The 13,666-nt window shown below is 56.8% G+C and carries 11 protein-coding genes; 1 reads left to right on the plus strand and 10 read right to left on the minus strand.

All coding sequences use genetic code 11. The annotated features are described in order from the left end of the window. Position 1 precedes the first annotated feature (1 nt). The 10 genes from HMPREF2942_RS02935 to HMPREF2942_RS02980 all read right to left on the minus strand — a co-directional run bounded on the left by HMPREF2942_RS02935 (position 2) and on the right by HMPREF2942_RS02980 (position 12,075). Positions 2–910 carry a glycosyltransferase family 2 protein gene (locus HMPREF2942_RS02935; protein WP_070688337.1) on the minus strand — a complete coding sequence of 303 codons (909 nt, stop codon included), beginning with the start codon at positions 908–910 and terminating at the stop codon, positions 2–4. After that, complete coding sequence (locus HMPREF2942_RS02940) at positions 903–2,234, minus strand: hypothetical protein (protein WP_070688338.1); 1,332 nt, start codon at positions 2,232–2,234, stop codon at positions 903–905. The genes HMPREF2942_RS02935 and HMPREF2942_RS02940 overlap by 8 nt, the downstream gene beginning before the upstream one ends. Next, entirely contained in the window at positions 2,231–3,355 is a 1,125-nt protein-coding gene (locus HMPREF2942_RS02945; protein WP_070688339.1) for a glycosyltransferase family 4 protein, read from the minus strand. Before HMPREF2942_RS02945 ends, HMPREF2942_RS02940 begins: the two co-directional genes overlap by 4 nt. A gap of 17 nt (positions 3,356–3,372) precedes the next feature. Beyond that, positions 3,373–5,616 carry an N-acetylneuraminate synthase family protein gene (locus HMPREF2942_RS02950; RefSeq protein WP_005506934.1) on the minus strand — a complete coding sequence of 748 codons (2,244 nt, stop codon included), beginning with the start codon at positions 5,614–5,616 and terminating at the stop codon, positions 3,373–3,375. Positions 5,617–5,706: 90 nt separating this feature from the next. Beyond that, positions 5,707–6,435 (minus strand): acylneuraminate cytidylyltransferase family protein, encoded by a 729-nt coding sequence (locus tag HMPREF2942_RS02955; protein ID WP_049346748.1) that lies wholly within the window; start codon positions 6,433–6,435, stop codon positions 5,707–5,709. Then, positions 6,435–7,529 (minus strand): RNA-binding protein, encoded by a 1,095-nt coding sequence (locus HMPREF2942_RS02960; RefSeq protein WP_070688340.1) that lies wholly within the window; start codon positions 7,527–7,529, stop codon positions 6,435–6,437. The genes HMPREF2942_RS02955 and HMPREF2942_RS02960 overlap by 1 nt, the downstream gene beginning before the upstream one ends. Then, positions 7,522–8,088, minus strand: a complete 567-nt coding sequence (locus HMPREF2942_RS09430; protein WP_012904026.1) for an acyltransferase — start codon at positions 8,086–8,088, stop codon at positions 7,522–7,524. The genes HMPREF2942_RS02960 and HMPREF2942_RS09430 overlap by 8 nt, the downstream gene beginning before the upstream one ends. Beyond that, on the minus strand, positions 8,079–9,077 hold the full coding sequence (locus HMPREF2942_RS02970; protein ID WP_005506928.1) for a CgeB family protein: 999 nt from the start codon (positions 9,075–9,077) through the stop codon (positions 8,079–8,081). Before HMPREF2942_RS02970 ends, HMPREF2942_RS09430 begins: the two co-directional genes overlap by 10 nt. Positions 9,078–9,335: 258 nt before the next feature. Beyond that, positions 9,336–10,256, minus strand: a complete 921-nt coding sequence (locus HMPREF2942_RS02975; RefSeq protein ID WP_070688341.1) for a glycosyltransferase family 2 protein — start codon at positions 10,254–10,256, stop codon at positions 9,336–9,338. 103 nt (positions 10,257–10,359) lie between these two features. Next, a complete protein-coding gene (locus HMPREF2942_RS02980; protein WP_246824336.1) occupies positions 10,360–12,075 on the minus strand; it encodes an ABC transporter ATP-binding protein in 1,716 nt (571 codons plus the stop codon). 411 nt (positions 12,076–12,486) lie between these two features. On the opposite strand from HMPREF2942_RS02980, the gene HMPREF2942_RS02985 reads away from it, so the two are divergent. After that, positions 12,487–13,611 carry an arsenate reductase/protein-tyrosine-phosphatase family protein gene (locus HMPREF2942_RS02985; RefSeq protein WP_070688343.1) on the plus strand — a complete coding sequence of 375 codons (1,125 nt, stop codon included), beginning with the start codon at positions 12,487–12,489 and terminating at the stop codon, positions 13,609–13,611. Positions 13,612–13,666 lie beyond the last annotated feature (55 nt).

Raw genomic sequence — 13,666 nt, forward strand, 5'->3', positions numbered from 1 at the left:
TCTACTCCTTCACCAGCTTGCGTGCGGGCACATAATTCTTACCGGAGTATTTGATACTTCCGCGGATACGTCCCAGCGATGCAACCCAGTTGGCAACATCTCGACGAGCAACTTTACGTTGGGTCACAGCCTGACGCAGGATATTCAACAGCTGCTGAACGCTGCCAGTCACAGTAGACTTCAACGAATACGTTGCAGAATCATACTTCGGGAAACGACGGGCCATCAGCACACGTCCCACACCCAGCTCGTACTTCTTACGGATAGAGCTCTTCCCCTCCGAGAGAGTAAAACGAATCTCTGCTTCAGGGATAAAGCGCATCACACCGTCGGCTTCCTGATGACGCCACGAAATATCCACATCCTCGTAGCCGTAGCGGGGAAGGGACTCATCGTAGCCGCCAATTTCAAAAAAGCGTGCACGGGTAATAGCACAGTTACAGTTGCCCACGTGCGGCAGATAAGGAGTTGCAATCAGACCTTTGCCAAAGGCATCGGGGCGAGGGCTGCCATTAGCGTCAAAAGCGCGAATCCAGCCACCTGCCAGTTCCTTATCCTGCACCTCTGAAAACGCCTGAACCCACTGAGGAGATACTTCATCATCAGCATCGCAGAATGCTAAGACTCTACCCGATGCGGCACGTGCACCGGCGTTACGGGCCGCGGGAATACCTGGAGTTGCGGAGGCGTCCACGACCTTGACCGTGAACTTATCCTCTCGGGGTTCCTGAGCCCACGCTTCCATAACGGCGCGGGTGTCGTCCTCTGAACCGTTGTCTACCAAAATCACTTCGTACGGAAGCTCAGTTTCCTGGTTCTCCAGGGCCTTAAGCTGGCGAGGAAGAGTCAATGCAGCGTTCAGCGCACAAATAATGACGCTAACTTCAGGAGCTCGATCAGTCTTAGACATTTTCTTCCTTCCACATCGGCGCAGCGTGCTGCGACTTCTCTTCCGCCTCACGAATTTCAATTCGCTCGTCGAAGCCTTCGATATTCGCTTCATCATGGCCGGTGCCAAGACGCTGTTCGCGTTCAAGCAGCAACACGCGCAGAGCCAAACCACAGGCAACAGCCCACGGCCAGGTGTAGAACACCTCGCCCAGACGCGATGCACAAATCATGATGGCAACGCCAACGCCCTGTACAACATAGAATTTAGCCGGCAGAGTCTTCTGGCCGCTAAACACATTCACGATAAAGAGCAAGGTAATGGCAACGACCAGAATCATCCACGGCCAGCCGCCCTCCACAAGCGCAGACCAGTACGAATTGTGGAAGAACCAGGTCTTCGAACCAGTATGTGCCAGATATACATACGCTTCGCCCAAGCCCTGGCCGAAGAAGCCAGTTGCCTGAACCTTAATCTCAGATGCCTGGTCGATCAGTGAACGAAGCGCATCGGTACCGGTACGATCTGCGAAGGCACCAGACTGCGCGTAGTCACTAGTCAAGATATCAATTAACCAGTACAGGGCCACACCCAAGGCAATGCGGCCAAAAGTCTTCATACGGTGAGCAATAACGATCCAAATCAGACCCGCTGCATACGCCGCGATAGAGGTACGAGAACCCGTAGCCCATAGCAGCCCGGAGAAAACAACAATAGTGCCGATAACTTCAATTTTGTTACGGGCAAAGCTCAGAATTAACAGACCAAACAGACAGTACACCAGACCCGAGAAGTTTTTGTCACCCAGCCAGCCGGTCAGATAGCCAACATAACCAGTTGCCGGGGCAAAACCTGCAAAATACCCTACAGCGTTAAAAAGAATCGCCGATGAGTATCCCAGAACAATAGAGCGAATATGCAGACGTCCGGCTGCAATAGCCCAAATCAACACGGTTGCAGCCACAAGACGGAGCAAACGTCGAGTCCAATCCGATGCGTCCTCGGAATGTACACCGTAGAACGAGACAATTGCGAGGTAACCCATTGCAATAAACATAATTGCGCGCAGACCCGAAAAATGACTCACGTCAAAAGTTGGCTTACGGGTCAGACCGTACAGCGCCAGCAAAAGAATGATTACCTGGTTAAAGGGCAAACCAACACCCGGTACTGGGTCACCAAAAAGCAAGAGGAACGCCAGGATGAACTCAGGCATACGAATCTGGCTGGTCTGATGGCGGACGTAATTACTACCGCGAGACACAGTTTCAGAGAAACGCGAAACCTCTGGCTTCTCGGTGGGTTCGTTCAGATGCGCGTAAACCTGCGAAGTCTGGCTCATCATCGGCCTCCTCGAAGTACACGAGTGTAAATATCAACCGTCTGAGCAGCCATCTGCTCGTTCGAAATCCAGGTGAAAGGCTCAGTCTCACCCTTCTGCAGCTGCTGGCGCATGACCTGCAGAACATCCTGAGTCAGGGTTGCACTCTGGCGGTCCACCAGCTCGTCAGCACCCAGGATCTCCGGGTTACCACCCACAGCGGTAGCGACCGTCTTCAGGCCAGCAGCCTTAGCGTCCAGCAGAGTGTAGGAGCAGTTCTCCCACACCGACAGCTGAACAATCATGTCACTACGACCCATCGCCTCAATCGGGTTAACGAAGCCGCTGAAGGTCACCGAATCACCCAGGTTCAGACGCTGAGCCTGAGCCTGCAACTCGGACGCCAAATCGCCAGAGCCCGCAATCTCAAGATGAGCCTGCGGGTAATCAGCACGAAGCTGTGCAAAAGCATCCAGCAGCACGTCGATGCCCTTCTCAGGAGACAGGCGGGACAGCGAGAGAATACGCGGACCTCCCTCTGCGGGAACACGTTGCTGCTCAACAGCTGCATGCACCTCGGGGATATCCACGCCGTTGTACACCAGCTCCACGCCACGAGCGCCCCACTTGGCACGCATCTGATCAGCGGTAGAACGAGAAACAGCAATCGCCTGATCGGTACCCCACAGGCGCACACGGTGCACGGTCTCCATGAGCTTAGAACGCCAGGAGCTACCGTGGTACACCGAGTCATTACCGGCAATACCGTGCTCAGTGGTCAGAAGCTTCGGCACGCAGGTGCCGCGCTTGATGACGCTACGGATGCGTAGTGCGTTGACCACAGCGGTTGCGACAACGTCTGCATACGCCAGGTGGCTGTGGACAATATCCGGGCGGAGCTGCTCAACAGCCTTCTGCAAAGAAGCAAAAGAAGTCTTAAAACCGTAGTCAGGACCGAACTCAGCCTTGATGACGGTGACGCCCAGTTCCTCAAGACGGCTCGTGAGCTTACCCTCGGGTGCGAGAACCACCAGGTTAAAGCCGGGGAGCCCGGCACGTGCCATATCGACAACGTGCCGAGCTACTCCACCAAACTCGGGAACCGGAACGACCCACAGGGCAGTGGGAAATCCGTTTGAATTCATGAGTGAGTGTCTACTTTCTACAGCCACTTCTCGAGGCGGTCCAGTGCGGTGAAGAAGCCTTCACCGTTGTTGATGTGGCCCTGCCAGATTTCGGGAATGAAGGATGCCTTCGGTGCCAGCTCACGCAGCTGCTTGCCCAGGGATGCCCAGTCGACATCGCCTTCGCCGACCTGAACGCCCTCACCGTCAACGCCGGTGCCGTCCACCAGGTGCAGGTGGATGGACAGCGGTGCCAGCTGCTCAACAGCCTCCGACAGCGGAATGTTCAGGAAGTTGCAAGCAAGCATGGTGTGGGAGATGTCCAGACAGAGCGCGGTGTCGAACGCACGCGAGAACTCTGCAGTGTCCTTCGGATCCAGGAACAGGTTGTGGTACTGCTGACCACCCATCAGCCAGGGGTACGGGGGCAGAGTCTGAGCCGCCAGGCGAACGCCGGATGCGTCCAGACGCTTCAGCGCCTCACCGATACGCTCGTACTTCTCAGCACGTGCGGATGCGGGGATGTGCTTGTCCTTGGTGAAGCCACCCATGGTCACGACCATGACCGGATCCTCGTCTACGGTGAAGTAGCGGGTCAGGTCACGGGTGATGTCGATGGTGCGCTGAACCTCGGCGATGGAGCGCTCCCACACCTCGGGGTCCTTGGACGCGAGATCCACCAGGAAGTCGCCTGCGAACAGGTCGGGCAGGTGGGTGGTGAAACCCATGTCCAGCTTGGAGTCAAAGACGTCGTCGATGTTGATCTCGAGGTCCTTGTAGGAGAAGTGGAACTCCAGGAAGTCCGGCTTTGCCTCTTCAATCAGCGGCTTGTAGTCGTGGTAACGAACCGGCAGACCCCAGGGGCGGTCGAACTTGAAGTCGCGGCGGGTCACCAGATCGTCCTTCAGGTCGCCCTCGAAGAAGAACGAGCCTTCTTCAACGTCGCGCTGCATGGTGCGGCCCAGCAGCTGCGGCAGGTAGTTCGGCTGCAGACCGCGGCCGGGGGACTTCACAGCAACGTCAGCCTCGGTCACGACCTCGCCCTTAGCGATGTGGCGGGTAGCAACCAGGGACTTTGCCAGGTTCACGCGGTTCATCAGCTCACCGGTGGACACCTCACGAGGAGCAGCAGAACCAATAGCGGTCTCAACCTCACGAATCTGCTGAACCATTGCCTTGAATTCCTCAGGCAGCAGGGAGACGGTGTGGTCGTTACCCTCGAGGGTCTTGTCGGTGGTGAAGTGCTTCTCAATGATCTTCGCGCCGCGAGCAACAGCAGCAATCGGCACGTGGTAGCCACGCTCATGGCCGGAGTAGCCGACCAGGCACTGACCAATCTCAGCCAGGCGGTCCATGTACGCCAGGTTGACGTCCTTGAAGGGTGCCGGGTACGCGGACTGGCACTGCAGCAGAGCGTAGGATGCGCCAGCGTTACGCAGCAGAGCCACGGACTCGCGGATTTCCTCTTCACGGCTCATACCGGTGGAAACCAGCATGGGCAGGCCGCGGGAAGCCACGTCACGCAGCAGCTCGTGGTTGGTCAGGTCAGCAGAAGCAATCTTCATGCCCTGGATACCGTAGTCAACCAGTGCCTGAACGGAGGGTGCGTCCCAGGGGGTGCACATGATGTCCATGTCGTGCTGCTTGACGTGGTCGAAGACCTCGTACATCTGGTCAACGGTCAGGGAGAAGCGGGACAGCAGGTCCAGGGTGTACTGAACGCCCAGGTCCTCACCTGCGGTTGCTGCGCCGCGCTGGCGGTACAGAGCGTCCATATCGCGCAGCTGGAACTTCACAGCGTCTGCGCCGGACTCAACAGCCAGGTCCACCAGCTCCTTAGCGAAGTCAACGCTACCCTGGTGGTTGTTACCAATCTCAGCAATGATGAAGGAGGGGGAATCCTCGCTGATGGTGTGCTTACCGATGCGCAGGACGTCCTGCTCATCCATTGCCAGTGCCACGAGGTGACCGCGCTCGTCGGTCAGCGGCACGTGGTTGATGCCCTTCGCGAAGTATGCGCGCAGGGTCTCGGGATCAGCATCAGCCGGTGCGGTCTGCGGGTTGGTGTTCGCAGCGTCCAGGGCGCTGGTCTCCAGGGATGCGGTCGGGTTAGCAATCAGCCAACGACGGAAGTCACCGTCAGAGAGCGAACCGCGCAGAATACCGGACTCATTCACCAGGAAGATGATGCGCTGGCCGTTAGCAGAAATCTTCTGCAGGGCGTTGAGAATCGGGTCTTCAGCGAAGACCACGTAGGGGGCAATATTGCGTTCAATAATCACGATTTTGACCTTTTCGTTTGAGCGTTTAGTTGAATGCCTGAGTGCTGGTCAAGCCGGAAGCGGCAGAAGAGGTACTGCCGCGGGTGAAGGTTACTTGCCTTCGGACAGGATCTGAGTGAGCTGGTGCTCTGCCACGGAGAAGTCAATCGGTGCGTCGATGTCGACGCCCTCGACCTCGTCCAGCATGAACAAGTCAATGGTACCGCCGGGGTAGCCCGCCAGGCGGTTGTGGTGGTCCATGTACACGTGGGTCTTGGTGATGTACATCGAACCGTTCTCACGGTAGCGGAAGGTTTCCTTGGTCAGCTCCTGGCGGCGCGGGCGAGCCATAATCTCGAACGCCGCGGTGGGCTCACCGTCAGCGTGCCAAGTCCAGATGAACGGACCAATCGGAATCACACCGACCATGGAGTCCTTACCGTTCTCCGCGAACTGGCGGACCGCACGAGCCAGAGTACCGGGCAGACGCACCGGGCTGGTTGCCTGCAGCAGCATGACAGCCTCGGGTTCCCAACCGTTTTCGGTGTAAAACTCGATAGCGTGCTCGATGACCGGCTCGGTTGCGGTGGTGTCTTCAGCCAGGTGTGCCGGGCGAATGAACGGCACCTCAGCACCATACTCGCGGGCGATATCAGCCAGCTCAGCATCGTCGGTGGAGACGACAACACGCAGCTCGTGCTCGCCGGCTACTTCTTCCTTAGCAGCCAGTGCCTGCTCGATGGTCCATGCGACGAGCGGCTTACCCGCGATGGGGCGCAGGTTCTTACGCGGAATGCCCTTTGAGCCACCGCGCACGGGGATGACGCAGAGAATACGCATTATGCCTCCAAAGTTTCAATCATTAGTTCAGCGATACGCTGTGCCGGTTCCTTCTTCGGCTGAACCGGTGCCGGGGTCGGTTCCTGACCCCACTGGTTCATGCCGTAGCGGTCCCAGAATTCCACGAGCCATGCCGGCGGTGCCGGGTGGTAAACCCACGCCGGGATACCGCGGATTGCAGCCTCCAGAACACCGGTAGAGAAGATGGACACCACCGGGTTCGGTACCTCGTTCAGCGGGGTGCCGGAGCGGTCAATGCGGATGCCTTCCTTCTCCCACAGCTTGTGGGTCAGCACCGACAGCTTGTCCTTCTCGCTCGGATGCGGGCGGTAGGTTCCACCAAACTTCTTCAAGAAGGAGTGCGAAGCGTACGCGAAGGATGCGCGCGGCAGTTCCGCACCGTGCATCTGTCCCAGGAAGATCGGTTCCAGGTCGTTCTGCTTCTGTACCTCAGCACCGGCAGCCTTCTGCGCCGCGAGGTAGAGCAGCTGCGAACCCACCGCGTGAGTGGTGACGTCGCGGCGACCCGATGCCCAGAATTCCGCATCAGCTTCGCTGAAAGCCAGCAGGGTGCATCCGACCGGTAGCGGCGGCGCCTGAGGCACCAGCAGGCCATGCTGAACCATCCAGTACTCAGCGCCAATCGCGCGAGCGTACTCGTAGGCGGCCGCACCGCGTCCAAGGAACTGTGCGGCAGAAAGCACAATGCGAATATCAGGCAGGAGGCGCATCAGCTCATCGCCGGAGATCTCCTGCTCAGACCAGTCCTTGCGTGAGTAGCGCTCGCTGGCGTACTGCCCGTCCAGGTACTCGCTAGCGTCCTCAGGAACCCACAGGGCAACATCGACAGCATCCAGGTGCTTGAGAGGCTCCAAGATTGCGTTGCGGTTCGTCGGAGAGAACGAATCCATAACGATCAGCACCTGAGGCTTAGTACCGCGAGTGTACAGAAGGCCGTGTACGGGCTCCTCCGCAACGGTCCGAGAACGCGCGGAGGCAAGAAGTGAATTCAGCTTGTACTTAGCCCACTTCAGCTTCTTCTGACGCCTCTGCCATGCCTGCCAAGCATCCAAATCTAGAGGGTATTTAAGCATCCTGCTTCTCCCCAGAACGGACTCGAATAACGGTAGCCGGGATACCCACAGCCACGGCATTAGCCGGAATATCGCGGGTGACCACAGCTCCAGCACCAATCACAGCACCGTCTCCGATGGTGACACCACCGAGTACAGACACATTCTGACCGAGGAAAACGCGATCACCAATCACGATGTCGCCACCGGGCTGCACATCATGCAGAGAGTCCAGAGGGTGCTCGCCAGAATTGACCATCACGTTATCGGCAAAGACACAATCCTTACCAATAGTCACATTCGACAGAGCGTGAATATGGCTACGGTGACCGACATAGGTCCCAGAACCGATACGCAGAATACCTCCGGCTTCAGAAGCGATCCAGGCATCCTCGTAAATTGCGATTTGGTCACCAAGGTAGATGTTCTCTACACCGACCATACGCAGGGGGCGGACAAGAACAGTCCCCGAACCGAAAGAGCCGAACGCCCGCGAGTACAGGGTCTTGCCCAGCAGGTCTGCCATGTGCCAACGCACGCTCGGCATCTTGGTCACAATCTTAGAAAGGTTTAGGCCCATAGCTGCTCCAAAATCTTTACACGCTGATCGAAGGTGTGCTCAGCCAGAGTACGCTTCTGACCGGCTTCACGAATCTGACGAGCCCACTTCGGCTCACGGAAAATACGGGTACAAATCTCGATGAGCTCATCAATGCTCTCGTAGACCAGGACCTCTTCGCCAGGAATGTAGTAGCGATCCACATCAGCGCGGTCAATCACCTGCAGGGCGCCCACGCCGGGAGCCTCAAAGGTGCGCATGGTGAAACCATCCTGGTTATTGTGGATGTTCAGCGTTGCCGGGGAGGATGCCATAATGCCGTACGCCTCAGAGCGGTCAATATCGCGGCCTGCGGGCACGCCGGAATCCTTGAACTGCTTAGTGCGCAGAATGTCATAGGGGTGACGCGACCAAGCACGACCGTAAGCACGCACCGGCAGACCGGCTGCGACGAGCGCCTGCAGGGTCTCCTCACGGTTGGGGTACTTAGCGCCCACAAAGTTGATGGAGTCCTCGCGCATGGGGACAACCGGGCAGTGAGTGTCGTAGGCGTTGGGCATGTCGAGCACCTCGAAGCCCTGCTCACGCAGGTGCTGCGCGTCCAGCGGGCTGTAGCTTGCCAGCGAGCCCAGGTGGTGCAGGTCCTCTTCGGTGTAGCTCATACGGCGCATTTCGTCGTAGAGCCAGGTGCCGTAGCGAACGCCGGAGGTCTCCAGCAGGTCCCACCATTCGCGGGAGAGCATATCGCCCTTAATGACCAGCACAATATCGGGGCGGAATTCGTTGAAAGCGTCAATCGCCTTACGAGTAGCCTGAGCAGCGAAGCTTTCGGGGCGGTACTTCTCGGGCAGCTCGTGAGCAAGCTTGTTGAGGATACGCTCGGGCAGAGTACCCGGCGCATCGTAGATGTGGGTGCGCACTTCGTATCCGTGCACTTCCAGGGATGCTTGAATTGCCTTCCAGTACCCGTGGAATGCGGGTGAGAGCAGTAGAAGTTTGGGCTGAGTCATATGAGGATTGAATCCTGTCGGCGTTTGCTATGAGAACCCGCAGGGTAGAACCGTGCGGTGCTATGTGTTGGAGTGAAGAGGAACGGAAAGTTTCACCTGCAACTTGAGGCAAAACATACCTACTGAAATTTTACAACGAAAGCAGGAGACGACACACTCGAATGCACTGTGTCGCCTCCTACGTTCTATATGCACCTTCTGACGAAGAGGGCTAAAAATCTTGCGGAACTGCCGCTGTAGATTCCGCACGTTTCGCGCCTAGTTCTCGCGGCGCTCTGCCTTGGCGATACGCTCCAGCTCGGTGGCGAGGAAGCCACGAGCGTCCACGTCTTTATTGCGCAGAGCACGCACGGAGTTCACCAGGAAGTTTGCGTAGCTGGTAGCGCGCAGAGCCGTAGCAAGCTTCTTCTCCCAGCCCCACTTATCGGCATAAATAAAACGAGCAGTGGTTAGCCACTGTACACGGCGCTCGGAGGGCGAAGATCCGCCTCCCTCGTGGGTGACAGTTACCGAAGGAATCAGGTAGCGGTCCACACCAGCATTCGAGAGGCGGTACTGGAAGTCCACCTCTTCGCTGTTCATGTAGAAACGCTCATCCATGCCGCCGATGCGGTTGAAGGTCGCGCGAGGAACGACCATGCACGCACCCATAACCCAGTCGACCTTCGCGTCCGAGGTGCCGGTGCATGCCTCAACATCGTGGCCGACACCGCGGTGCCACCAGTTAGTCGGCTTGAAACGAGCCAGCAGGGTGAACCATTCCCACGCCACATGCGCTGCGGTGGGGAACTTGCGTGCGACCCACTGCTGCTTGCCGTCGTGGCCAATAATCTGCGGGCTAGCCAGCACCTCGCCGTGGCGTTCCACGGCTGCGAGCATGCGCGAGACAAAGGTGTTATCCAGTTCCAGGTCGCTGTTGAGGATGAAAACCCATTCACCGGTCGCGGCAGCAACACCGGAGTTCACAGCTTTACCGAAACCACCATTCACAGGGCGGCGAACCACGGTCACACCCTCAACCTCGGGGAAGGGGGTGGGCGAAACGTCATCCGAGACGACGATTTCAATATCGGCGGGGTCAATACCCTGCTGAGCACGCAGAGTGTCAATAATGGCAAGAACCGGCTCCGGCTCGCCGTAGAAAGGAATAACCGCAGAAACGCGGGGAGTATGAGTCACAATATGTCCTTTGAGTGAGGCGCCTGAAAATCACAAGCGATAGAAGGCTAAATATGGGGGCGACCGTATCTATATCTGCATACGATCACCCCCATAGTTTCAATTAGTCGGGCAGCTGGCCCAGGCGAACGAGGTTCGCAAATTCTTCGTTGGCCGTCTGAACTTCCTTGAAAGTTCCCTTATTGGCAATGCGGCCCTGGGAGAGGTACACCAGCTGGTCAACGTTACGCACCGTAGAAAGACGGTGAGCCACGATAATCACGGTAATCTCCTGGGAGATGCGGTTAATGGTCTGAGTAATCTTGTGCTCAGTCTCATTGTCCAGTGCACTGGTTGCCTCATCCATAACCAACAGGCTCGGGTTGCGGTACATCGCACGCGCAATGCCCACACGCTGACGCTGACCACCGGAAAGGCGGTTACCGTTCTCACCGATCGGAGTGTTGATGCCGTCTTCCAGGGTCTCGACAACGGGCATCAGCTCCGCCAGCTCAAGGCAGTAGATCACGCGGTCATCATCAATGTGCTTTTCGGGAATACCGAAAGCAACTGCCTCACGCAGAGTACCGTTACCCAGGTAGGGATCCTGAGGAACATAGCCAATCTTCTGGTACCAGGAATGCAGGTCAGTATGGATGTCCTTACCCTGGCTAGAAATCTTGCCGCTCGTCGGGGTCAGCAGACCAAGAATCAAGTCAACCAGAGTAGTTTTACCCGAGCCGGAACCACCCACGAAAGCAACCGAGGTACCAGCCGGAACATCCAGCTGAATGTCCTTGAGAACATCCTTATCGCCATCCGGGTAACGGTAGGCCAGGTTATCAATCTGAACATCCACGGGCTCAATACCCGAGTTGATGATGGTTGCCGGATCAACTTCATCCTTCAATTCAACCATCTGCAGGCGCTGCTCTTCGGGGCTCATCGAGCGGATGACCTTAGCGACTTCCTCACTCGCAAACTCATTCGCGCGGATGCTACCCATAGAAGCAACCATACGGGTAGCATTCGGAAGGATACGGATACATGCGGTTGCGAAAAGCATCAGGGCGGGAAGACCATCGGCGCCCTGAGTAGCAGTCATCAAGGCAAGAAGACCTGCGATACCGATGATAAAGATAATCTCCAGAGCGTACTTGGGAAAGTCCGCCAAGAAGGCAACATTAACTTCGCTCTTCACACCGCGCAACGCGTACTGGCGGTACTCTTCAACGGTAGACTCACGGGAATTAGAAATACGAATCTCGCGGAAGCCCTTAATGTTATCGAAGAGAGAACGAAGAGCATTACGACCGGCACGAGCAGAAATCTCACCATACTTAGTGTTTCCTCGACGCAGGAAGAACTGCATCACAGAGATAGTGATACCGAAGTAGGCGAAGGCAATCAGAGCCGGAATCGGCATAACACACAGAATCATCACCAACAACACTAGGATTGAGAGCAGGTCGCCTACAAAGTTAATGATCGAGCCGACATAGCCACGGTAAGCAAACACCACGTAAGTGCTAATCAAGTAGACGGTTTCTTCCGGCTGGGACTTCCTGTGGTTAAAGTAGCTATCCTTCATGTAATGGTTGAGGATTGTCGTCGATGTCGCCAGCTGCTGGTAACCGGTAAACTTCAGGCTCCAGCGCTTAAAGAGGAGTGCGGCGACACCCTTAATAACAAAGGCCAGCACCAGAACAATACCCAGGTAGAGCACCAAATCAGAACGCTGAGGGTTGCCGAAAATATCGGAAATTACAGCCAGGTAACCGGTAATTTCCGCACCCATCGCAATATTCACAATGGGAAGAATTGCAGCAACACCAACCATCTCCATCAAAGATAGGAGGAACAGGCCGATCAGGTTAAAAACAAGTAGCGTAAAGGTTCGTCCCGGAAAAAATAGACGAAGCTTAGTGTAAATCCTCTTCATTGGTCCTCGTTGGTGAGTATACTCGCTGGTCTCTGAGTGAGAAGAAGACCAGCATTTCACGCCAATTCTAGCACGCACCCTCTAAACATTTTCAGTATCAAGCTTGTACTTTAGGTCATCTTTAGCGGAAAGAAGCACCTCTAATTCGTAGCTAAAACACAAGACATTTAGGGGTATTTGCCACACACAGGAAAAGGAACCGTTGAAGGTGCAAGTAACTCGGTATGATAGATACTATTCATTCAACAAACCCAGCACTTCCGGCTTCCCTGTTCACTGTTGGGTACGTCAATTAGAAAAGGCTTTTTGATGGGCATCTTCAACATCAAGTCCCTCAAGGACAAGTACGCGTGGGGCTCCTCCGAGGACAAAACCAACTCCGCAGAAACTGCCGAGGAGCAACCGGCAACCGCTACTTCTTCCTCCGCAAATATTGCTGATGGAGTCCGCTCCCTCATTAAGAGCAACCCCGAGCTGGCGGGCAAGAACCGCCGCGGGGTAGCCGGTCGTACCACCACCCCTGACGGATCCCTCCTGGAAGCCGTAGACGATTACGAGGCATACACCGCTACGCAGACCCCTCAGCAGGAACCCACCCCGGAAGAAGAACTGAGCGCCGACGGCACCGCAACCGTCTCCGCACAGCCTCTCACCCACACCGACATCGAGGCCACCCCCGGCGACATCCTCGACGTAGACGGCAAGACCACCGGCCCCAGTATCATCCGCGTGGGCCAGCACAACGCGCCCATCGTTGATGCCGAAGAGCTCGCCAACCCCGAAGAAGCCAACAGCCAGAACGCACAGGCTTCCCGCCCGGCTACCACGCCCCGCGGCGAACGCCCCTCCCTCTTTAAGTTCTCCCCCAAGACTCTCAACCGTACCGACAGCGCCCGCAAGGACGGCCCCTTCGAAGCGCTCTTCGTGTGCACCGGCAATATTGCCCGCAGCGCATCCGGTGAGGTAATCTCCAAGCACCTCGCCGCAGAGTACGGTCTGGAAGACAAGTGGATTTTCTCCAGCGCGGGCACCGGCGCGCTCGTTGGCCACGGCGTCTACGAACACGTAGCTAACGAGCTTATTGAGCGCGGCTACAACCCCGAAGGTTTCGCCTCCCGTCAGCTCAACGAGCAGATTATTGAAAACGCCACCATCATTCTGGTGGCCGAGAAGGTACACGCCGACTGGATCGTGCGCGAATGGCCCCAACACCACTCCAAGATTAAGCTTCTCAAGCAGGTTGCACGTATCCGTGAGGATGCACGCCGCGCCGAGCCGCTCTCTTACCTCTACTCCTACGGTGCCCGTCCGCTCGATAGCGACAAGTTGGAAGACCCCTACCGCCGCGGCCCCGCAGCAGCGAAGGTTGCCGTGGACGAGGTGGAGCAGTCCCTCCGCGTGATTCTGCCTTGGCTCGCACAGGCGCATCGCTAACCATACGAGGCTAAATACAGCGCTAACCCGGCTGGAACAGATATCTGTTCCAGCC

It is taken from the genome of Rothia sp. HMSC071C12 (genome assembly GCF_001813895.1).
GTDB classification, from domain to species: domain Bacteria; phylum Actinomycetota; class Actinomycetes; order Actinomycetales; family Micrococcaceae; genus Rothia; species Rothia mucilaginosa.

Coding starts and splice junctions, on each gene's coding strand:
- HMPREF2942_RS02935 (WP_070688337.1), bottom strand. CDS start 910: ATGTCTAAGACTGATCGAGCTCCTGAAGTTAGCGTCATTATTTGTGCG.
- HMPREF2942_RS02940 (WP_070688338.1), bottom strand. CDS start 2,234: ATGATGAGCCAGACTTCGCAGGTTTACGCGCATCTGAACGAACCCACC.
- HMPREF2942_RS02945 (WP_070688339.1), bottom strand. CDS start 3,355: ATGAATTCAAACGGATTTCCCACTGCCCTGTGGGTCGTTCCGGTTCCC.
- HMPREF2942_RS02955 (WP_049346748.1), bottom strand. CDS start 6,435: ATGCGTATTCTCTGCGTCATCCCCGTGCGCGGTGGCTCAAAGGGCATT.
- HMPREF2942_RS02960 (WP_070688340.1), bottom strand. CDS start 7,529: ATGCTTAAATACCCTCTAGATTTGGATGCTTGGCAGGCATGGCAGAGG.
- HMPREF2942_RS09430 (WP_012904026.1), bottom strand. CDS start 8,088: ATGGGCCTAAACCTTTCTAAGATTGTGACCAAGATGCCGAGCGTGCGT.
- HMPREF2942_RS02970 (WP_005506928.1), bottom strand. CDS start 9,077: ATGACTCAGCCCAAACTTCTACTGCTCTCACCCGCATTCCACGGGTAC.
- HMPREF2942_RS02980 (WP_246824336.1), bottom strand. CDS start 12,075: ATGGTTGGTGTTGCTGCAATTCTTCCCATTGTGAATATTGCGATGGGT.
- HMPREF2942_RS02985 (WP_070688343.1), top strand. CDS start 12,487: ATGGGCATCTTCAACATCAAGTCCCTCAAGGACAAGTACGCGTGGGGC.